At 71.3% G+C, this 19,807-nt stretch carries 17 protein-coding genes and 1 tRNA gene; 12 read left to right on the forward strand and 6 right to left on the reverse strand.

Annotated elements, in window-relative coordinates:
- Window positions 1-41 precede the first annotated feature (41 nt).
- On the reverse strand, window positions 42-602 hold the full coding sequence (locus tag EFJ44_RS04920; RefSeq protein WP_125256103.1) for a TMEM165/GDT1 family protein: 561 nt from the start codon (window positions 600-602) through the stop codon (window positions 42-44).
- Window positions 603-874: 272 nt separating this feature from the next.
- Window positions 875-1,615, reverse strand: coding sequence for a phosphatase PAP2 family protein (locus EFJ44_RS04925; protein ID WP_125256104.1), 741 nt, complete (start codon window positions 1,613-1,615; stop codon window positions 875-877).
- Between the two features lie 258 nt (window positions 1,616-1,873).
- Between EFJ44_RS04925 and EFJ44_RS04930 the strand changes: the two genes are divergently transcribed.
- Both EFJ44_RS04930 and EFJ44_RS04935 read left to right on the forward strand, forming a co-directional pair.
- Complete coding sequence (locus EFJ44_RS04930) at window positions 1,874-3,757, forward strand: ribonucleoside-diphosphate reductase subunit alpha (protein WP_125256105.1); 1,884 nt, start codon at window positions 1,874-1,876, stop codon at window positions 3,755-3,757.
- Window positions 3,758-3,885: 128 nt separating this feature from the next.
- Entirely contained in the window at window positions 3,886-4,746 is an 861-nt protein-coding gene (locus tag EFJ44_RS04935; RefSeq protein WP_125256106.1) for a lipid A-modifier LpxR family protein, read from the forward strand.
- A gap of 4 nt (window positions 4,747-4,750) precedes the next feature.
- Here the strand turns inward: EFJ44_RS04935 and EFJ44_RS04940 are convergent, their stop codons facing one another.
- A complete protein-coding gene (locus EFJ44_RS04940) occupies window positions 4,751-6,493 on the reverse strand; it encodes a gamma-glutamyltransferase family protein (RefSeq protein ID WP_125256107.1) in 1,743 nt (580 codons plus the stop codon).
- Window positions 6,494-6,577: 84 nt separating this feature from the next.
- Between EFJ44_RS04940 and EFJ44_RS04945 the strand changes: the two genes are divergently transcribed.
- The 5 genes from EFJ44_RS04945 to upp all read left to right on the forward strand — a co-directional run bounded on the left by EFJ44_RS04945 (window position 6,578) and on the right by upp (window position 10,662).
- Entirely contained in the window at window positions 6,578-7,114 is a 537-nt protein-coding gene (locus EFJ44_RS04945; protein ID WP_125256108.1) for a nuclear transport factor 2 family protein, read from the forward strand.
- A gap of 82 nt (window positions 7,115-7,196) precedes the next feature.
- A tRNA-Arg gene (locus tag EFJ44_RS04950) sits at window positions 7,197-7,273 on the forward strand.
- A gap of 272 nt (window positions 7,274-7,545) precedes the next feature.
- Window positions 7,546-8,802, forward strand: a complete 1,257-nt coding sequence (locus tag EFJ44_RS04955) for a GTP cyclohydrolase II (RefSeq protein ID WP_125256109.1) — start codon at window positions 7,546-7,548, stop codon at window positions 8,800-8,802.
- The gene (locus tag EFJ44_RS04960; protein ID WP_206426878.1) at window positions 8,789-10,021 is read left to right on the forward strand and encodes a DUF1688 family protein; all 1,233 of its coding nucleotides are present in this window, start codon (window positions 8,789-8,791) and stop codon (window positions 10,019-10,021) included. The genes EFJ44_RS04955 and EFJ44_RS04960 overlap by 14 nt, the downstream gene beginning before the upstream one ends.
- 11 nt (window positions 10,022-10,032) lie before the next feature.
- Window positions 10,033-10,662 carry a uracil phosphoribosyltransferase gene (gene upp, locus EFJ44_RS04965; protein WP_206426889.1) on the forward strand — a complete coding sequence of 210 codons (630 nt, stop codon included), beginning with the start codon at window positions 10,033-10,035 and terminating at the stop codon, window positions 10,660-10,662.
- Between the two features lie 4 nt (window positions 10,663-10,666).
- Here the strand turns inward: upp and EFJ44_RS04970 are convergent, their stop codons facing one another.
- Window positions 10,667-12,298 (reverse strand): serine hydrolase, encoded by a 1,632-nt coding sequence (locus EFJ44_RS04970; RefSeq protein ID WP_125256111.1) that lies wholly within the window; start codon window positions 12,296-12,298, stop codon window positions 10,667-10,669.
- 68 nt (window positions 12,299-12,366) lie between these two features.
- Window positions 12,367-13,005 (reverse strand): LysE family translocator, encoded by a 639-nt coding sequence (locus EFJ44_RS04975; RefSeq protein WP_241209685.1) that lies wholly within the window; start codon window positions 13,003-13,005, stop codon window positions 12,367-12,369.
- Between the two features lie 153 nt (window positions 13,006-13,158).
- Here EFJ44_RS04975 and clpB point away from each other — a divergent pair, with 153 nt between their 5' ends.
- Both clpB and EFJ44_RS04985 read left to right on the forward strand, forming a co-directional pair.
- Window positions 13,159-15,747 (forward strand): ATP-dependent chaperone ClpB, encoded by a 2,589-nt coding sequence (gene clpB, locus EFJ44_RS04980; RefSeq protein WP_125256112.1) that lies wholly within the window; start codon window positions 13,159-13,161, stop codon window positions 15,745-15,747.
- Between the two features lie 93 nt (window positions 15,748-15,840).
- Window positions 15,841-16,260: a hypothetical protein gene (locus EFJ44_RS04985; protein WP_125256113.1), complete on the forward strand. Its 420-nt coding sequence runs from the start codon at window positions 15,841-15,843 to the stop codon at window positions 16,258-16,260.
- A 45-nt stretch (window positions 16,261-16,305) separates the two neighbouring features.
- Here the strand turns inward: EFJ44_RS04985 and EFJ44_RS04990 are convergent, their stop codons facing one another.
- A complete protein-coding gene (locus tag EFJ44_RS04990; protein ID WP_125256114.1) occupies window positions 16,306-17,388 on the reverse strand; it encodes a Kelch repeat-containing protein in 1,083 nt (360 codons plus the stop codon).
- A gap of 154 nt (window positions 17,389-17,542) precedes the next feature.
- On the opposite strand from EFJ44_RS04990, the gene EFJ44_RS04995 reads away from it, so the two are divergent.
- The 3 genes from EFJ44_RS04995 to EFJ44_RS05005 all read left to right on the forward strand — a co-directional run bounded on the left by EFJ44_RS04995 (window position 17,543) and on the right by EFJ44_RS05005 (window position 19,804).
- Entirely contained in the window at window positions 17,543-18,019 is a 477-nt protein-coding gene (locus EFJ44_RS04995; RefSeq protein ID WP_125256115.1) for a hypothetical protein, read from the forward strand.
- A gap of 240 nt (window positions 18,020-18,259) precedes the next feature.
- Window positions 18,260-18,985 carry an acetoacetyl-CoA reductase gene (gene phbB / locus EFJ44_RS05000; protein WP_125256116.1) on the forward strand — a complete coding sequence of 242 codons (726 nt, stop codon included), beginning with the start codon at window positions 18,260-18,262 and terminating at the stop codon, window positions 18,983-18,985.
- A 48-nt stretch (window positions 18,986-19,033) separates the two neighbouring features.
- Window positions 19,034-19,804, forward strand: a complete 771-nt coding sequence (locus EFJ44_RS05005; protein WP_125256117.1) for a DUF4908 domain-containing protein — start codon at window positions 19,034-19,036, stop codon at window positions 19,802-19,804.
- Window positions 19,805-19,807: the final 3 nt, after the last annotated feature.

Raw genomic sequence — 19,807 nt, forward strand, 5'->3', positions numbered from 1 at the left:
ACCGACGGTAGTTGGTCGGTCGCGGCGTCCGCAAGTGCTCGTCACCTCAGCAGCATCCATGCCCCCGTGGCGATGAAGCCCAGGGCCGCCGCCACGCGGATCCACTTCAGCGGCAGCCGCTTCGCCAGCGCCTCGCCGAGCAGAACGGCGGGGACGTTGGCGATCATCATGCCGAGCGTCGAGCCCAGCAGCACCCAGGCGGGCGCGTCGAACCGCGCGGCCAGCAAGGCGGTGGCGATCTGGGTCTTGTCGCCGATCTCCAGCACGAAGAAGGCGGCGGCCGTGGTCAGGAAGACGCCGAGGAAGGTCCTTTCATCCGCGTCCGTGCGCTCGTCGAGCCGGTCGGGGATCAGGGTCCAGGCGCCGAAGCCGAGGAAGGCCAGGCCGACGACCCACTTCAGGTGTTCCCCGTCCATGAACCGCGCAAGCACCGATCCGGCGACGGCGGCGAAGGCGTGGTTCAGCACCGTGGCGGCGAGGATGCCGAGGATGATCGGGGCCGGTCGGCGCCAGGCCGCGGCCAGGACCACGGCCAGCAGCATGGTCTTGTCGCCGATCTCGGCGACCGCGACCAAACCGGTCGAAATCAGAAACGCGTCCAAGGGACGTCACCGTATGCGCGGGGGCCTCGACGGGCGGACCTGTGGCGTTCGCAGCCGGACCCCCGCGTGGAAGCGCCCTGCGAAGCCAGCGGTCTTGCCATGATGCTTGCCCTGACGCTCGCCTCGCGGAGGCTCGCTGCTTGAGGGCGGTCTGGCGTGTCTGGCCAGACGGGCATCTTTCCCGCGCCATTCCCTCCGGGCGAGGGAAAGCATGTTGACGCGGACCCCGCATGAGACGCTGCGGGCGGCTACTCCCCGATGACGGCGCCGCCTTAGCGCGGGGAGGGATCGTCGTGCAAGCCCGACAGCCGCGCCGCCTGCCGCCGCTCGACGGCATAGCTGGCCAGCCAAAGGGCCATGGCCCAGGCCGCACCGGCGCACCAGCCGGCGATCACGTCCGAGGCCCAGTGCGCGCCCAGATAGACCCGCGTCATTCCGATGATCAGGGCGATCGTCAGCGCCCATCCCAGCGCGAACGCCTTGAACCGTCGCTGCTGGAAGGCGCGGGTCAGCATCACGCCAAGCGTCAGGTAGAAGACCGTCGACAGCAGGGCGTGGCCGGAGGGGAAGCTGGCGTTGATCGTCTCCACGGCCTGATAGGCCGCAGGGGGCCGCGCCCGTTCGAAGGCGGCCTTCAGCCCCTCGCTCAGGGCCACTCCGCCCAGCAGGCCGAGCACCAGCAACAGGGCCGACAGCCGCTTCCGCTGCATGATCAGGAAAATCACGGCGATGACGGCGAACAGGGTCAGGACCGAGATGCCGCCGAGGGAAGTCAGGTCGGCCGCGGCCTCCTCCAGCCACCAGGGGCCCCGGGCGTCTCCGGGGGTCGGCTGCAGCCAGGTCAGCACCGCCATGTCGAACGCCTGGCCGTCCGCTTCGGTCGCGTCGTCGGCGACCTCGACGAAGGTCATGACGCCCAGGGTGACGACCAGCAGGGCGGCCAGCGCCGCGATCTCGGAACGGGCCATGCGCAGGGCGCGGCGCAGAAAGGTGGCGATCTGGGTCTCGGTCATGGCCGGCTTCAACGGCCACGCTTGACGGCCGTTCCCGATCACGGGTTCGTGATGCCGGTCGTCACGCCGTCGTCGCGGGCCGTCCACAGGCTCATCCCCCGCCGCGACGACGATTCGCCCAGAAAGTGATCGTCAAGCCCGTTGACGGCCCGTTCACCATCTGCGCCCCATATGTGGGTTCGGGAAGCGCTTCGCCCACTAGATGATGTGGTTGAGGCGTCGGTGGCTTGGCATCAAATCTGTTCGGGGCTGTACGAAATGGCTGGCGGCGAAGCTGTGAAGACGGTTGAATTCCAGACGGTTGCGGAGGTCGGCTCGACCCCCAAGCCGCAGCTTTCCGTGGTGCCCTCGATCCAGCTGGATCGCTCGCGCGACGCCCTGCTGACCGAGTTCGGCAAGAAGACCCTGGAAGACCGGTACCTGCTGAAGGGCGAGTCCTATCAGGACATGTTCGCCCGGGTCGCCACGGCGTTCTCCGACGACGCCGGGCACGCCCAGCGCGTCTATGACTACATGTCGAAGCTGTGGTTCATGCCGGCCACGCCGGTGCTGTCGAACGGCGGCGCGGATCGCGGCCTGCCGATCAGCTGCTTCCTGAACGCCGTCGGCGACAGTCTGGACGGCATCCAGAACGTCTGGAACGAGAACGTGGCCCTGGCCTCCAACGGCGGCGGCATCGGCACCTACTGGGGCGGCGTCCGCTCCATCGGCGAGAAGGTCAAGGGCGCGGGCCAGACCTCGGGCATCATCCCCTTCATCCGCGTGATGGACTCCCTGACCCTCGCGATCTCGCAGGGGTCGCTCCGCCGCGGTTCCGCCGCCGTCTATCTGGACGTGCACCACCCGGAGATCGAGGAGTTCCTTGAGATCCGGAAGCCGTCCGGCGACTTCAACCGCAAGTCCCTGAACCTGCACCACGGCATCAACATCACCGACGCCTTCATGGAGGCGGTGCGCGACGGCAGGACCTTCGACCTCATCTCGCCCAAGAACGGCGAGGTGATGAAGACCGTGGACGCGCGCGGCCTGTGGCAGAAGATCCTCGAGATCCGGCTGCAGACCGGCGAGCCCTATCTGATCTTCTCCGACACGGTGAACCGGCAGATGCCGCAGCACCAGAAGGACCTGGGACTGAAGGTCAAGCAGTCGAACCTGTGCGCCGAGATCATGCTGCACACCGGCCGCGACCACCTGGGCATCGACCGGACCGCCGTGTGCTGCCTGTCGTCCGTCAATGCCGAGAAGTTCCTGGAGTGGCGCGAAGAGCCCATGTTCGTCGAGGACCTGATGCGGTTCCTCGACAACGTGCTGGAGGACTTCATCCGCCGCGCGCCGCCGGCCATGAAGGCCGCCGTCTATTCCGCCATGCGCGAGCGCTCCGTCGGTCTCGGCCTGATGGGCTTCCACTCCTTCCTGCAGTCGCAGGGCGTGGCCTTTGAGTCGGCCATGGCCAAGTCGTGGAACATGCGCCTGTTCAAGCACCTGCGCCGCGAGGCCGACAAGGCCAGCCGCGTGCTGGCCGAGGAGAAGGGGCCCTGCGAGGACGCCCGCGAGCGCGGCGTCATGGAGCGGTTCAGCCACAAGCTGGCCATCGCCCCGACCGCCTCGATCTCGATCATCTGCGGCGGCACCTCGGCCGGCATCGAGCCGATCCCGGCCAACATCTACACCCACAAGACCCTGTCGGGCTCCTTCGCGGTCAAGAACCCGTATCTGGAGGAACTGCTTGAGGGCAAAGGTCTGAACACCGACGCCGTCTGGTCGTCGATCCTCGAGCACGAGGGCTCGGTCCAGCACCTCGAGGGACTGACCGACGACGAGAAGTCGATCTTCAAGACCGCCTTCGAGCTGGATCAGCGCTGGCTGATCGACCTGGCCTCGGATCGCGCGCCGGAGATCTGCCAGGCCCAGTCGCTGAACCTCTTCATCCCCGGCGACGTCGACAAGTGGGACCTGCACATGCTGCACTGGTCGGCGTGGGAGCGGGGCGTGAAGTCGCTGTATTATCTGCGTTCCAAGTCGGTCCAGCGCGCCGCCTTCGCCGGCGCCGAGGACAAGGCCGAAGCCGAGGTCGATCCGAACCAGCCCGACCTCTTCTCGGCCGCCCGCACCGACTACGACGAGTGCCTCGCCTGCCAGTGACGCCGTCGCATACCGGCGGATTCGGAACCTTGACCTCAAGGCGCCGTTTTCCCGGCGAAATCGTCGGTGGCGCAGCCTTGCCGCTTGGGGCATGCTGAGGACCTGACCGACGGTTTGAGGGGACCGGAATGCGTTGGACCGAGGCAGGACGCCGGATCGCGGGGGGCACCGTCACGGCGGCGCTGTGCCTCGTCGCCGGCGCGGCCGCGGCCCAGACCTCCATCCGCCAGACCTGGGGCGACGGGACCGACGCGACCTCGCGGTTGAACCGCGCGGCGCCGGCCGCCGCGCTGGCCTCCAGCTCCGGCTTTTCCGACCCCGGCCCGTCCGCGACCCGCGTCATGGCCCAGCCGGACTCGCCCTGGGTCGCGGTCCAGCGCGACGTCTGGGTCGAGGGCGAAGGCGCCACCGACCGCTTCCGCCTGACCCGCTCCGGCCAGATGCAGCGCGTCGACGGCTCCCCCCTGCCGCCGGGGCCGATGGACGCGGCCATGCTGGATTCCGAAGCCTTCGATCTGAGCTACACGCGCGGTTGGCCGACGGCGATCGCCCGCACGGAGTCCGGCCTTGAGGTGTCGCTGACGCCGCACGCCGGCATCGGCCTGGGCTCGCGAGGCGGTTCGGCCGAGGCCGGGGCGACGCTGAAGATCGGCAACGATCTGGAGCGCATGGTGCCGGACGGTTCGGAAGCCTTCGGCGACCGTCCGCGCTGGTACGTCTACGCCGCCGGCTCCGGCCGCGCCGTCGGCTACAACTTCGCCCGCACCCGGGACGGCGGCTTCGCCCGATCCGGCGTCAGCCACGACTCCGGGGCCTTCATCGGCGACGCCTCGCTGGGCGTCGCCATGCGTCAGGGCCCCGTCCACGGGTCCGTCGGACTGGTTTACCGCGAGGTCGAGGTCGAGGGCATGCGCCTCGGCGAGGGCGTCGACACCGACGTCAGCGAGGGCCTGTTCGCCTTCCAGCTGTCGATCAAGCCGGAATGGTGAGCGGCTAGTAGGCGACCACGCCTTCGCGCCGGTCGTCGGCGCCGCCGTCCCAGCGCCAGACGTCGTCCGGGCCTCGCCGCCAGATCGCGCCATGCAGGCCCGAGTTCTCGCTGGTGTTCGGCCGGATCACGATCCCCCGCTCGCCCAGGGCCGCGCGCAGGCCGGGCGAGAACCGCTCGGCGTCCGCGCCGAAGCCGTCGCCGCGCGCCACCAGATTGGGCAGGTCGAAGGCCGCCTGCATCGGCAGGCCCCAGTCCAGAACCCCCACCAGCGCCTTGACGTTGTAGGCCAGGATCGAGGTCCCGCCGGGCGAGCCCAGCGCCGCGACGAAGCGGCCGTTCATGTCCAGCACGATGATCGGCGACATCGACGACCTCGGCCGCTTGCCCGGCGCGACCGCATTGGCGGCCGGCCGGCCGTCTTCGCGCAGGGGCTCGAACGAGAAGTCGGTCAGCTGGTTGTTCAGGAAGAAGCCCGCCGCCATCCGGCCCGAACCGAACACGCTTTCGACCGTGGTCGTCATGCTGACCACGTCGCCCTCGGCGTCCACCACGACGAAGTGGCTGGTGCCCGACGGCTCCTGCGTCGCGTCGAAACCGCGGATCACGCCGCCCGGCGGCCGCCCGGCCTCGGCCGCGCCCGTCAGGGTCAGGGCCAGCTCCGCCCGTTCGGCGACGTAGCCCTCGTCCAGCATCCCCTGCACCGGCACGCCGGTGAAGGCCGGGTCGCCGACGTACCGGTCACGGTCGGCGTACATGACGCGCTGCAGCTGGGCGAAGGTCACCCAGGCGTCGACGCTCCCGGGGCCCTCCAGGATGGCCGGCACGGTCTCGGCCATGCCGAGGAACTGCAGGACCGCCACTCCCGACGACGGCGGCGGCGGCACGCAGACGAGATAGAGGCGGTAGGGTCGGCACAGCGCCCCGCGCTCCTTGGGCTCATAGGCCGCGAGATCGGCCGCCGACAGCGCTCCCGGGCGCGGCTGGGCGCCCACGGCGGTCAGGATCTCGGCGGCGATCCGGCCTTCGTACAGTGTGTCCGGCCCGCCCGCGGCCAGCTCGGCCACGGTACGCGCATAGGCCGGATTCTTCAGGACGTCGCCGGCGACCACGCGGCTCCCGTCCGGCTTGCTGAAATAGGCCTCGGCCCACGGCGTGCCGCCCTGCCCGCTGCGCGAGGCGGCGAAGCCGGCCAGTCTCGGCGACACGACGAAGCCGTCGCGCGCCAGCCGCTCGGCGTCGTCGAACAGGGCGCTCCATGCCAGCCGGCCGTGCTTCTCGTGCGCCATGCCCAGCATCGCCACCGCCCCGGGCACGCCGGTGGAGCGGCCAGACAGCACGGCGTCTCGGAAATCCAGCGGCTTGCCGTCCTCATGGAACAGCTCCGGCGTCGCCGCGGCCGGCGCCGTCTCGCGCCCGTCGAAGCTGGTGATGTCGCCGGTTTCGGCGTCGTAATGCATCATGAAGGCGCCGCCGCCCAGGCCCGACGACTGCGGCTCCACCAGCCCCAGCACCGCCTGGATCGCCACCGCGGCGTCGACGGACGACCCTCCCTCGCGCAGCACCTTCATTCCCGCCTCGACCGCCAGCGGATTGGCCGCCGCGACGAACGGCCCCCGCGCCGGCGGCGGGGCCGGAGCCGCCGCCGGCGCAGGCGTCGTCGTCGGCGCGCCGACGCAGCCTCCCGCGACCAGCAGGGCGGCCGAAGCCAGGGCGAGCAAGGCGCGACGGGAGAAGCTGGCGGTCATGCCTCGACACCTAGGGGAGGGGGGCGCTTGCGCCAACCCCGCGCGCCGTGCCTCATGCGCGGCAGACCCGTCACGGAGCCCGTCATGATCCGCCCGCTCGCCGCCGCCCTCGTGCTCGCCCTCGCCGCCACGCCGGCCCTGTCGCAGGAGGCGCCGGCCACGGCCGCGGCCCCCGCCCACGTGCCGAACCCGGCGGACGTGGAGACGCTCGACGGCATCATGGCCGCCCTCTACGACGTCATCTCCGGCCCGGCGGGCCCGCGCGACTGGGACCGGTTCAACGGCCTGTTCCTGCCCGGCGCGATCATGGGCGGCTCCGGCCCCGTGCGCGACGGGGTCGCCCGGCTGCGCCTCGGCGGCACCGCCGACTACGCCCGCAACTCCGGCGCCTATTTCATGGAGCACGCCTTCTTCGAGCGCGAGGTCGGACGCAAGGTGCAGCAGTGGGGCCCCCTGACCCAGGTGCTGAGCGCCTATGAGACGCTGGAGGTCGAGGGCGGCCCTGTGGTCCAGAGCGGAGTCAACTCGGTCACCCTGTTCAACGACGGCAAGCGGTGGTGGATCACCTCCATCACCTGGGCCGGATCGGCCGAGGATCGGCCCATGCCCACGGACTGGTGACCGGACCGAAAACCGTTCGGGCACGGCTTGCCTTGCCGCGCCCGAACCGTTAGATGACCGCCCTCGCCGTCAAGGCCAGTGCGCACCCGTAGCTCAGCTGGATAGAGCACCAGACTACGAATCTGGGGGTCAGGAGTTCGAATCTCTTCGGGTGCGCCATTTCCTCTCCAGCCGGTTTCGGTGGCTGGAGACGGCTTGACGCCTGGACCAGGCCGGCGGCCGCGAAGGCGGTCAGAAGGAAGGTCTTGAGGTTCATTTCCCTGAGGCTCCCGGCGGCGGGAATCGCCCCATGCGCCCCGACCGTCGGCAGACGTTTGCGTCTGTGAAGGTGAGCGTCCTGTTCGCGCACTGAGGGACGCGCGGACGCCGCCCTCTCGACAGCGGCCCCGCTTGGTGCCTGACTGCGAGATTCCTTCGATCAGGACTCTCGCATGACGTCGAACCGCAGCGGGCACATCCGGCTCAATTCCCACCCCGGCGGCGGCGCGGCCACCCGGTTTCCGGTCGACTGGGGCGCGGCGACGGCGCGGGAGCGCGGCCCGGTCGTGGCCTCGGCGCGCGCCGGGTCGGATCGCAACGCCATGGGCGCGCACGGCGGCGCCTACTCCCTGTACAGGGCGCTGGCCATTTCGTCGGGCGCGATGAGCGCCGGCGCGCGGCCGGACCTGACCGACACCTTCCCGACCCACGCCTTCGGGCCCTTCGAGCAGTGGCGCGATCCGGCGAGGATCGTGTCGCTGGACCCCTGGGGCCATCTGGTGGCCGAGGCCTTCGCCGACGAGATCCGCGACGGACTGGACGTGCGGCCGACCATCGCCGTGACGAAAGCGCGGCTCAGCCTGCCGGAGATCGGTCAGGCCATCGACGCCGGCCGCCTGTCCGTCGACGGGACGGTCGTTCACGAAACCCGCGACGTGGCGGTGACCAAGGCGGCGATCGACCCCGTCTGGTGGTTGCCCGGCATCGCCGAACGCTTCGGCGTGACCGAGACGGCCCTGCGCCGGGCCCTCTTCGAGGAGACCGGCGGCATGTACGCCGACCTGGTGACCCGGCCGGACCTGAAGGTCTTCCTGCCGCCCATCGGGGGCATCACCCTGTACGTGTTCGGCGACCCGGCGAAGATCGGCGATCCGGCCCACAGGCTGACCTGCCGCGTGCACGACGAGTGCAACGGATCGGACGTCTTCGGCTCCGACATCTGCACCTGCCGCCCTTACCTGACCCACGGCATCGAGGAGTGCGTACGCCAGGCGCAGGAGGGCGGCGCCGGCCTGATCGTCTACAATCGCAAGGAGGGCAGGGCGCTGGGCGAGGTGACCAAATTCCTCGTCTACAACGCCCGCAAGCGCCAGCCGGGCGGCGACCAGGCCGCCACCTATTTCGAGCGCACCGAATGTGTGGCGGGGGTGCAGGACGCGCGCTTCCAGCAGCTGATGCCCGACGTCCTGCACTGGCTGGGCGTCCGCCGCATCGACCGCTTCGTCTCCATGTCGAACATGAAGCACGACGCCCTGACCGGCGCCGGCATAGAGATCGGCGAACGCGTGCCCATCCCCGACGATCTGATTCCCGACGACGCCTCGGTCGAGATGGAGGCCAAGAAGGCCGCCGGCTACTTCGCGCCCGAGGGCGCGAGGTCGGCCGAGGAGCTGACGCAGGTGGTGGGCCGAGACCTTGGCAAGTTCTGACTCCGCCGCCGCGCGGGAGCTGCTGACGGCCGCCGCCGTGCGCACCCGCGCCCATGAGATGCTGGAGCTGGCGCTGGACGGCCGCGTCGAGGGCTGGCGCGTCGATCTCGATCGTCTGCCGGCGACGGCCCGGTTCGTCGCGGGGGTGATCCGCGACCGGTATCCGGATCTGAAGGTCCCCTTCCACGCGCGCTGGCGGCATTTCGTCTTCGACGGGCACGACCTCTGGACCGAGGCGGCGCGCGGGACGCCGGACCCGGCGGCGCGGGCGCGGGCCGCGTTCGATCTGGCCGTGGTCTCGGTCCTGCTGGACGCCGGCGCCGGGCCGGGCTGGCGCTGGCGCGACGCGCAGACGGGCATTGAGGCGGCGCGATCCGAGGGGCTGGCGCTGGCCTCGCTCCGCCTGTTCCGGACCGGCGTCTTTTCCGACCGGCCCGCCGATCCGCTGCGCGCCGACGCGGGCGCCCTGGCGGCCCTGTCGGTCGAGGCGCTGGGGCGCGGATTCCAGGTCGGCGAGGACAATCCTCTGGCGGGGCTGGCGGGACGCGCGGCCCTGATGAACCGGCTCGGCGACCGTGTCCGCGCCCGGCCCGATCTGTTCGCCCGCGCCGACGCCCCGCGACCCGGCGGCCTGTTCGACGCCATGGCGGCCCGCGCCGTCGACGGCGTCCTTTCCGCGCCCGTCATCCTCGAGGTGCTGCTGGACGCGCTCGGCCCGATCTGGCGCGACCGCCTCAGCCTCGGCGGCGTCGATCTGGGCGACGTCTGGCGGCATCCGGCCCTGAAGCGCGACGACGCGACGGACGGCCTCGTGCCGATCCACAAGCTCAGCCAGTGGCTCAGCTATTCGCTCGTCGAGCCGCTGGTGCAGGCCGGGATCGCGGTGGCCGACCTCGACGGCCTCACGGGTCTGGCCGAGTATCGCAACGGCGGCCTGTTCCTCGACTCGGGCGTTCTGGCCCTCGCCGATCCGGCCGACGCGGACCGATCGTGGCCCGTTTCGGATCCGCGCATCGTCGCCTGGCGCGCCCTGACCGTGGCCCTGCTGGACCGCGTCGCGCCGCTGGTGCGCGCCGAACTGGGCGCGTCGGCCGAAGCCATGCCTCTGGCCAGCATCCTCGAAGGCGGCACCTGGGCGGCCGGACGTCGCCTCGCCGCCGAACGCCGCGCCGGCGGCGGTCCGCCCCTCACCATCCTTTCCGACGGGACCGTGTTTTGATGACCCACCGCATTCCCGGCGTGACCGTGGTCGACCATCCGCTGGTGCGGCACAAGCTGACCCTGATGCGGAACCGGGACACCTCCACGGCCCAGTTCCGTCGCCTCCTGCGCGAGATTTCGACCCTGCTCTGCTACGAGGTCACGCGCGACCTGCCGCTCGAGCCCGTGTCGATCCAGACGCCGGTGGAGCCCGCCGAGGGCGCGCGGCTGGCCGGAAAGAAGCTGGTTCTGGCGCCCATCCTCCGCGCCGGCGTCGGCCTTCTTGAGGGCATGCTGGATCTGATCCCCGCCGCCCGCGTGGCCCACATCGGCCTGTACCGCGACCCGGAGACGCTGGTCGCGGTCGAATACTATTTCAAGGCGCCGCTGGACGTCGCCGACCGGCTGGTGATCGTCGTCGATCCCATGCTGGCCACCGGCAACACCGCCGTCGCCGCCCTGGAACGGCTGAAGGAGCGCGGCGTCACCGACCTGCGCTTCGTCTGCCTGGTCGCCTCGCCGGAGGGCATCGAGCGGCTCAAGGCCTTCCATCCCGACGTGCCGGTCTGGACGGCCGCCGTCGACCGCCAGCTGAACGAGCACGGCTACATCGCGCCCGGCCTCGGCGACGCCGGCGACCGCCTGTTCGGCACGCGGTAGGCCGTCAGCCGACCCGCGTCAGCTTCAGGTCGTGGAAGTCGTAGCTGAAGTCGGCGTCCGGACTGACGGCCTTCATGGTGGCGCGCACCGGGTGGCCGTTCTCCAGCTCGAAGGTGACGAAGACGTCCTCCTCCCGCTTGTCGGGGAAGCGTGTGCGGAAGGTCTCGCCGTCATACGGTTCCAGCGGCCCCTTCAGGGCGGGCGACCGCGTGAACTCCAGCCACAGCTGCACGTCGCGCGCCGTGATCCTGACGTCGCCGTACCAGGGATCGCGCCAGGTCCCGGCATAGGCCGACTGCGGCAGTGAGGGCTTGGCCCCCGCCGCCTGCTTCGCGTCGATCTCGGCCGCCGCGGCGAGCGAGCGGGCGTTCCCCTCGGTCTCCAGCCGCTTCGAGTCCGCGATCCAGTCGAAGGCCGGACCCATGCGCGTCGGTCCCATGATCACGTCGGCGATGCCCGAGCGCAGGGCGCGCAGCAGGAAGCTCTCCTCGGCGTTGGTGAAGTAGCTGAACCCGACCTTGCGGCCCGGCAGCAGCACCGTGCCCGAGATGCCGCCCGGCGAGCCGCCCCCGTGGGTGATCAGCCGCTCGCCGCGATAGTCCATGACCTGCCAGCCCGTGGCGTAGGTGGCCGTCACGGCGCGGCCCGGCATGTCCGGCGTCGGCCCGCCGGAGTTGGAGACGATCACGTTCGGTCGCCACATTTCGCGGCTCTGAGCTTCCGAGAACAGCCGCGTGCCGTCGGGCAGGGCGCCGTTCGCCAGCTGCACGGCCATCCACTTCGACCAGTCGACGGCGTTGGTCAGGAAGCCGCCCGCGGCCCCGGCGGCCGACCAGTCCCAGACCTCCTGCACGCTGTCGGCGATGCGCGTCATGGCGCCCTGATAGCGGAGCGGCGGACCCACCCGGCCGTGGGGCAGGGCGCATCTCGCCGGATCGGCGCCGCGCATGACGGGCAGGGTGTCGGCCATGCCAAGCCGGTCGAGGATGCGCGTCTGGACGAAGGCTTCCCACGGCAGGCCCGACGCCGCCGCCACCACCTCGCCGGCGGCGACGAACATCAGGTTGCAGTAGTGGTAGCGCGTGCGGAACTGGTCCTCGATCGGCACGTGCGGGATCGCCGCCATGATCTCCGCCCGCGTCCGGTCCGAGTTCGGCCAGAACAGCAGGTCGCCCGCGCCCAGGCCGAAGCCGATGCGGTGGCTGACCAGGTCGCGCACCGTCACCATGTCGTTCAGCCCGGGCTTCGACAGGCTGAAGCCGGGCAGGTAGTCGCGCACCGGCGCGTCCCACTTCACCTTGCCCTCGTCGACCAGAATGGCCAGCGCGGCGCAGGTCACCGCCTTGGTGTTGGACGCCACGGCGAACAGGGTCCGCTCGTCCGCCGCCCCCGGCCGGTCCATCGCCTTCACGCCATAGCCCCGCGTCAGGATCGCCTGTCCGTCCTTGACCACCGCCACCGACAGCGCCGGCTGGTCGGGCCACGCCTCCAGACATTTCCGCACGTACGCGTCGACGGCCTCCGCCAGCGCCGCGTCGTCGTTGGCGGCGTCCTGCGCCCACGAGATCGAGGGCAGGGCGGCGGCCGCGCCGGCCGTGGCGAACAGGGCCGACCGGCGGCTGAGACGAACGGACATGAGGCGACGCTCCCGAAGACTGTGGCGCGGACGCTAGCGCGGCCGACGGGGGCCGTCCACGCCGCGCCTCACCGCGTCTGCCACGCCGTCCAGATCGCCACCGCCGCGATCCCGCCGGCCATCAGGGCGCGCACGACGGGCCCCTGCGCCCGGGCGAGGGCGACCCGCCCAGCGCGGTCGGCACCCAGCACGATGGCCCCGTGCACCGCCGTCGCCACGGCCACATGCCCGGCCCCCAGCGTCAGCGCCTGCATCCAGGGCGCGGCGTGGTCAGGCCGCATGAAGCCGGGCAGCAGCGCCACGTACAGCACGGCCGCCTTCGGGTTCAGCAGATTGCCGACCAGCCCGCGCAGGAACAGTCCCCGCCGGGGGTCAGCGTCGACCACGGCCACGTCGTGCGGCGGCGCGCGCCACGCCTCCCACGCCAGCCACAGCAGGAAGCCGACGCCGGCCCACCGCAGACCCTGATACAGCGCCGGCGCACGCGCCAGCGCCTGACTGACCCCCACGGCGGCGGCGACCATCCACGCGCCAAGACCCAGGGCCACGCCCGCCACGGCCGCAAGCCCCGCCGCCCGCCCGCGCCCCGCCGCGACCAGCGCCAGCCAGCCCATGTTGGGTCCGGGAGTCAGCTCGATCAGCAGCACGGCGACCAGAAAGGGCAGGATCACGCCCGGGTCGACGGGCCAGGCCGAATGGGGGATCACGGACGCCTCCTCGCGCCGACCCTAGGCCCCGCGAAATCCCGCGCCAACGCCCTTGTGTGACGCGTACGCCACACCCAACTCAGGCCCAGCCGCACGGCGCGTCGCTTGCATGAGGACGCCCCGGCGGAAGTCCGCTTCTCGAAGGGATGCACCGTGAATCTCGACCTCTACTCCGACCGCGCCAAACAGGCCGTCCAGTCGGCCCAAAGCCTGGCGCTGGCGCGCCGGCACCAGCAGTTCGCGCCCGAGCACCTGCTCAAGGTGCTGCTGGAGGAGCGCGACGGCCTGGCCCGCAACCTGATCACCGCCGCCGGCGGCGACGCGAAGCGCGCCGAGGCGGACGTGGAGACCGCCCTGTCCAAGCGCGCCCAGGTCGAGGGCGGCTCCGGCCAGCTCTACCTCGACGGCGACACGGCCCGCGTCTTCGCCGCCGCCGAACAGGCCGCGAAGAAGGCCGGCGACGCCTTCGTCACCACCGAGCGCATCCTCTCCGCCCTCGCCCGCGAGGGCGGCGTGGCCAGGACGGTGCTGGCCGCCGCCGGCGTGACGCCGGACGGGCTGGACGCCGCCATCCTCGAGGTGCGCAAGGGCAAGACCGCCGACTCCGCAGGCGCGGAGGACGCCTACGACGCCCTGAAGCGCTACGCCCGCGACCTGACCCTGGCCGCCGCCGACGGAAAGATCGACCCGGTCATCGGCCGGGACGAGGAGATCCGCCGCACCATCCAGGTGCTGGCCCGCCGCACCAAGAACAACCCCGTCCTGATCGGCGAGCCCGGCGTCGGCAAGACCGCCATCGTCGAGGGGCTGGCCCTGCGCATCGTCAACGGCGACGTGCCGGAGTCCCTGCGCGACAAGAAGGTCATGGCGCTGGACATGGGCGCCCTGATCGCGGGCGCGAAATACCGCGGCGAGTTCGAGGAACGGCTTAAGGCCGTGCTGAACGAAACCGCCGCCGCCGAGGGCCAGATCGTCCTCTTCATCGATGAGATGCACACCCTGGTCGGCGCCGGCAAAGGCGACGGCGCCATGGACGCGTCCAACCTGCTGAAGCCCGCGCTGGCCCGCGGCGAGCTGCACTGCGTCGGCGCCACCACGCTCGACGAATACCGCAAGCACGTGGAGAAAGACGCGGCCCTGGCCCGCCGCTTCCAGCCCGTCTTCGTCTCCGAGCCGACTGTGGAGGACACGGTGTCGATCCTTCGTGGACTGAAGGAGAAGTACGAGGTCCACCACGGGGTGCGCATCTCGGACTCGGCCATCGTCGCCGCGGCCACCCTGTCGAACCGCTACATCACCGACCGCTTCCTGCCCGACAAGGCGATCGACCTGATCGACGAAGCCGCGTCGCGGGTGCGCATGGCGGTGGATTCCAAGCCCGAGGCGCTGGACGAGATCGACCGGCGCCTGGTCCAGCTGAAGATCGAGCGCGAGGCGCTCAAGAAGGAGACCGACTCCGCCAGCCGCCAGCGTCTGGAGAAGCTGGAGGACGAGATCGCCGATCTGGAGGGCCAGTCCGAGGACCTGACCGCCCGCTGGAAGTCGGAGAAGGAAAAGGTCGCCGGCGGCGCCCAGTTGCGCGAGACGCTGGACCGCCTGCGCGCGGAACTGGCCGCCGCCCAGCGCGCCGGCGACCTGGGCCGCGCGTCCGAGATCGCCTACGGCCAGATCCCGCAGATCGAGAAGCAACTGGCGGAAGCCGAAGCGAACGAGGCCGACGCCTCGGGCCCGCTGACGCCCGAGGTGGTCGACGCCGAACAGATCGCCGCGGTGGTCAGCCGCTGGACCGGCGTGCCCGTCGACAAGATGCTGGAGGGCGAGCGCGAGAAGCTGCTCAAGATGGAGGACGCCCTTCGCGGCCGCGTGGTGGGTCAGGACGACGCCCTGATCGCCGTGTCCGACGCCGTGCGCCGCGCCCGCGCCGGTCTGAACGACCCCAACCGCCCGCTGGGCAGCTTCCTGTTCCTGGGCCCCACGGGCGTGGGCAAGACCGAGCTGACCAAGGCCCTGGCCGAATTTCTGTTCGACGACGAGGCGGCCATCACCCGCATCGACATGTCGGAGTACATGGAGAAGCACTCCGTCAGCCGCCTGATCGGCGCCCCTCCGGGCTACGTCGGCTATGACGAGGGCGGCGCCCTGACCGAGGCGGTGCGTCGCCGCCCCTATCAGGTCGTGCTGTTCGACGAGGTGGAAAAGGCCCACCCCGACGTCTTCAACGTGCTCCTGCAGGTGCTGGACGACGGCCGCCTGACCGACGGTCAGGGCCGGGTGGTCGATTTCAGGAACACCCTGATCATCCTGACCTCCAACCTCGGCTCAGGCGTTCTGGCCGATCAGGCCGAGGGCGAGGACGTCGAGGCCGTGCGCCCCGTGGTCATGGAGGCCGTCCGCGCCCATTTCCGACCGGAGTTCCTGAACCGCATCGACGAGATCATCCTGTTCCGCCGCCTCGGCCGCGAACAGATGGGCGGAATCGTCCGCATCCAGCTGGCCCGGTTCGAGCGCCTCCTCGCCGACCGCCGCCTGACCCTCGCCCTGGACGACGCCGCCGCCGCCTGGCTGGCCGACAAGGGCTATGACCCGGTCTACGGCGCCCGGCCGCTGAAGCGGGTGATCCAGAAGGAACTGGTCGACCCCATCGCGCGGAAACTGCTGGCCGGCGAGATCGCGGACGGGTCGGTGATCGCCGTGTCAGCCGGCGAGGGCGGGCTGGAGATCGGGAAGGCGCGGGTGCATTAGGCGGTCGGAGTCGCTCGCGGCGCTTCGGCCCGTGAGATCGGTCACTCCCGGCGGCCGCATGACAGGGGCCCGGCCAGTCGCTAGCGTCCCGGCATGTTCGCCCGCTCAGCGCCGATCGTACTGGGCCTCGCCTGGCTCGCCGCCGCCGTCGGCGTCGTCTGCCTGGCTGTCGCGGCGGACATGTTGCTCGTGCACGTCCCGCTTCGTCTGATGCACGGGGACTTCGTGCTGAAGGGCTTGGCGGCGCTGTCGGTGATCTCGGCGGTGCTGGGGGTCGTCCGGGCTCGGACCCACGCCGTCATTGGGGCCGGGTGGGCGCTGGGCTGGGGCGCGCTGGGGGCCGTCTACGGCACGGCCACCGCGCGGCTGATGCTCATCAACATGAACCCGCCGATTCCGTTCTACGTCTACGCGCCCCATTACGCAGAGGCGGCGTTCGTGCTTCTGATCGGCCTCACCGGCGCGATCCTCTGCCTCGTCGCGGCGAGCCTGCGCAGGCCTGCCACGGACTGACGTCGACCGAAGCCCGAGCTCAGCGCGTGCCCCGGCTTACGCCCCTCACCCGCAGCTCATCTCCGGCCGATACACCTGCATGGCGTTCGTGCCCGTGTTGCCGCCGATCGTCACCGCCCCGCCGGGCAGGAAGACCCGGCCGTCGATGACCGCGCTGCCCTTCAGTCCGTGCACGGCGATGGGCAGGTCGGGAAGCTGCGTCCAGCGGTCCTCGCCGGGATGATAGCCGTAGGTGGTGGGCGTAAGGCCCAGCACATGGGTCGGCTCGCCCTCGCCGCCGAACACGAACATGCAGCCGTTGACGACCGCGCCGGTGATGCCGCCGCGCGGCGCGGGCAGGGGGGCGCCCCGGCTCCAGGCGCCGGTCGCGGGATCGAAGATCTCCACCACGTCGGTGCGCTCGGCGCCCGCGCCGGGGCCGAAGCGCCCGCCGGCGACGATCACCTTGCCGTTCAGGGCCACCATGGCGAGGTGGTTCCTCTGGGTCGGCAGGTCGGGCAGCCGCTCCCTGCTGTCGGTGGCGGGGTCATAGACCTCGAAGGCGTGGCCGCCGGGCGGACGGCCGCCGGCGACGTAGATCTTGCCGTCGATCACCGCCTTGCCGCCGCCGCTGCGGGGCGTGGGCATGGGCCCGCGCGGAACCCAGCCGCCCACGGCCGGATCGTGCATCCAGACGTCGTTCACATAGACCTCGGGCTTGCCCGAACTGGCGCCGTCGCGCTCGCCGCCGATGACGTAGAGTTTGCCGTCCACCTCGGCGACCATGGCGTGGTGCAGGGCGTGCGGCAGCGGCGGGCCCAGGGTCCAGCGGCCGGTGCTGGGGTCGTAGACCTGGACCATACTGGTCGGCAGGCGGCCGGGGGGATAGCCGCCCAGCACCCAGATCTGGCCCCGGAACAGCGCCACGGAATGCTCCGACCGCGCCAGCGGCATGGCCGTGCCCAGGCTCCAGCCGTCGAACTCCGGCATGGTCCCCGGCGGCGGGCCGGCCGAGACGCGCGGGTTCCACGCCTCCCTCAGCTCGCCGCTTTCGACCGGCACGGCCGGACCCTGCGGCGGCCCCTGCTGGGCCCAGGCCGCGCTCCCCAGCGCGGTCGCCGCCGCCGTCGCGATCAGAACTGCCCGCATCCTCTCTCCTCCCTGTTCCGACGGTCAGGAAATCGCCGTTTCGTGGCGGAGGCAAGGCGGAGGGTGGCCCCACCGTTCCTGACGCCGCCCCCTCCACGCCTTGCCCCGGCGGGCTGCGGGGGGCACGGTCGGGCCGGTGGAGGAGGACGACGGCATGCGCATGATCGGTCTGACGGCGGCGGCGCTCGGGGCGACGGCGGTTCTGGCGCCCACGGGCGGCGCGGCCTCGATCCCGCCGTCCTACCGCATCGTGGTGGTCTCCACCGACGCCCAGACGCGGGCCCGGACCGACGCCCTGGTGCAGTACATGAGCGCCCACGAGGCCTTCCTTCGGGCCGAGCCCACCGCCCATCGCCACCGGTTCGAACCGTGTCTGACCGCGGCGGAGTACGAGACCTGCGTCGCCCCGCTGGTGCCGCTTCAGGCCAACTGGCAGGACCCGCCGCACGTGGTGATCCGGGCCGAGGCCGACGGCGGGGAGGGCCTGGCCCTGTCCTGTCTGCGGGCCGGCACGGAGGCGGTCCGGCCCCTGCGCCGCGCCCGCGTCGACGCCCGCGCGGCCATATTCGGCGAGGGCGAGACCCGCATCGCCGCCCTCCGCGCCGCCATGGACTGCATCGGCGGCGGTTGACCCGGGCGATCCCGCCACGTCCGGTCCTGACGCGGACGCCTGCGATCATCGCCGGGATGAAGGACGACGCCCCCCCATCCGGACTGTCCGGACTGTCCGGACCCTGTTTTTCGGGGTGACGGCCGGCCGCCCCGCGGCGGGCGAACGCCGCTTTTCGCGCAACGCCCGGCAAGCTAAAGCGTATTTCGAAGCAGGGGCCCGGGTGAGAGGCGCCGCCGGTCAGGAAACAAGGAAGCGCACATGGCTCGAGTGGCACTGGTGACGGGCGGGACCCGCGGCATCGGCAAGGCGATCGTCGAGCGGCTGAAGGCCGACGGCATGGAGGTCGCCGCCGGCTACTCCGGCAACGTCGAGGCGGCCGAGGCGACCGCGCGCGAGCTGGGCGTCATGGTGGTCAAGGGCAACGTCGGCTCGTTCGAGGACTGCGAGCGCGCCGTGAAGGAGGTCGAGGACCGGCTGGGGCCGATCGACGTCCTTGTGAACAACGCCGGCATCACCCGCGACGGCTTCTTCCACAAGATGACCCACGACCAGTGGTCCGACGTGATCCGCGTCAACATGGACTCGGTCTTCAACATGACGCGCCAGGTCATCGGCGGCATGCGCGACCGCGGCTTCGGCCGCATCGTCAACATCTCTTCGATCAACGGCCAGAAGGGCCAGATCGGCCAGACCAACTATTCCGCCGCCAAGGCCGGCATGATCGGCTTCACCAAGGCGCTGGCGCTGGAGAACGCGCGCAAGGGCGTGACGGTGAACTGCATCGCGCCGGGCTACATCGACACCGAGATGGTCGGGGCCATGGACGAGAAGGTGCTGGCCGGGATCGTCGCCCAGATCCCGGTTGGAAGACTCGGAAAAGGTGAGGAAATCGCGGACATGGTCTCGTGGCTTGCGGGCGAACGTGCCGGATATGTCACAGGCTGCACCCTTTCCCTGAACGGCGGTCAGTATCTCGTCGGCTGACGGAATCCGGCCCAAAATCCGCCGCGGCTCCCCATTCAAGTGCGGTTCATGAAGTCTTCGGTGCGGCTCAGGACGGCGTTCGCGCCGCTGCTGACCGCGACGGCGCTGGCCGTCGCGGGGCTGGGCCTGTGCGCCGACGCGGCCGCCGCCCAGAGCGGCGCCATCCTCCGCGGGGAGGCGCCCGGCCGCAGCCGCCAGGCCATGCCCGAAACCGGCCGCTACGTCGCCGAGACGGGGCAGAGCTTCGTGCTGGACCGCTCGGGTCCCCGCACCCTGATGCGGTTCGAGCGCTCGAACGAGGTCTGGGTCCTGCGGCCCCAGCCGGCCCCGCGCGGCGACGTCATCCTGCGCAACGACGCCGGCGACCAGGTGCTGCGCGTCACGCCCGACGGGGCCATGACCCTGTACACGGCGGCCGCGCCGCAGGGCGTGCCCGTGTCGTCCGAGGGCTCCGCAGCCCGCCTGCTGCCGCCGACCCTGACGGCCGTGCAGATGGCCAACTTCATCATTCACCAGAGCGGCCGCGCGACCAACGCCGTGGGCCGGCTGGTCATCGTCGACATGGAGATCGGCCGGGGCTCCGAGGCCGTGGCCGCCGACGCCCTGTCGACCGCGGTCGAGGCCCTGGTGCGCATGTCGCGATCCGCCGGCCTGCGCCAGGACGCGGGCCGCGTGCGCCGCATCGTGGTGACCGATCAGGGCCGTCCCCGCATCACCTTCGCGCGCGGGGTCCTGACCATCGTCATCGACCCGACCGCCGGCTACGCCGGCCGACCCTCCTCGGCCCGCATCGCCCGGGTCATCTCGGGCGTCGAATAGGCC

Origin of the sequence: Brevundimonas fluminis, assembly GCF_003934285.1 — a bacterium.
Taxonomy (GTDB): domain Bacteria; phylum Pseudomonadota; class Alphaproteobacteria; order Caulobacterales; family Caulobacteraceae; genus Brevundimonas; species Brevundimonas fluminis.

Bases quoted from the DNA above. Each gene is read 5' to 3' on its own strand.
- EFJ44_RS04935 (WP_125256106.1), top strand. From the start codon at position 3,886: ATGCGTTGGACCGAGGCAGGACGCCGGATCGCGGGGGGCACCGTCACG.
- EFJ44_RS05005 (WP_125256117.1), top strand. From the start codon at position 19,034: ATGAAGTCTTCGGTGCGGCTCAGGACGGCGTTCGCGCCGCTGCTGACC.
- EFJ44_RS04940 (WP_125256107.1), bottom strand. From the start codon at position 6,493: ATGACCGCCAGCTTCTCCCGTCGCGCCTTGCTCGCCCTGGCTTCGGCC.
- EFJ44_RS04990 (WP_125256114.1), bottom strand. From the start codon at position 17,388: ATGCGGGCAGTTCTGATCGCGACGGCGGCGGCGACCGCGCTGGGGAGC.
- EFJ44_RS04985 (WP_125256113.1), top strand. From the start codon at position 15,841: ATGTTCGCCCGCTCAGCGCCGATCGTACTGGGCCTCGCCTGGCTCGCC.
- EFJ44_RS04930 (WP_125256105.1), top strand. From the start codon at position 1,874: ATGGCTGGCGGCGAAGCTGTGAAGACGGTTGAATTCCAGACGGTTGCG.
- phbB (WP_125256116.1), top strand. From the start codon at position 18,260: ATGGCTCGAGTGGCACTGGTGACGGGCGGGACCCGCGGCATCGGCAAG.
- EFJ44_RS04955 (WP_125256109.1), top strand. From the start codon at position 7,546: ATGACGTCGAACCGCAGCGGGCACATCCGGCTCAATTCCCACCCCGGC.
- EFJ44_RS04925 (WP_125256104.1), bottom strand. From the start codon at position 1,615: ATGACCGAGACCCAGATCGCCACCTTTCTGCGCCGCGCCCTGCGCATG.
- EFJ44_RS04970 (WP_125256111.1), bottom strand. From the start codon at position 12,298: ATGTCCGTTCGTCTCAGCCGCCGGTCGGCCCTGTTCGCCACGGCCGGC.
- EFJ44_RS04945 (WP_125256108.1), top strand. From the start codon at position 6,578: ATGATCCGCCCGCTCGCCGCCGCCCTCGTGCTCGCCCTCGCCGCCACG.
- EFJ44_RS04995 (WP_125256115.1), top strand. From the start codon at position 17,543: ATGCGCATGATCGGTCTGACGGCGGCGGCGCTCGGGGCGACGGCGGTT.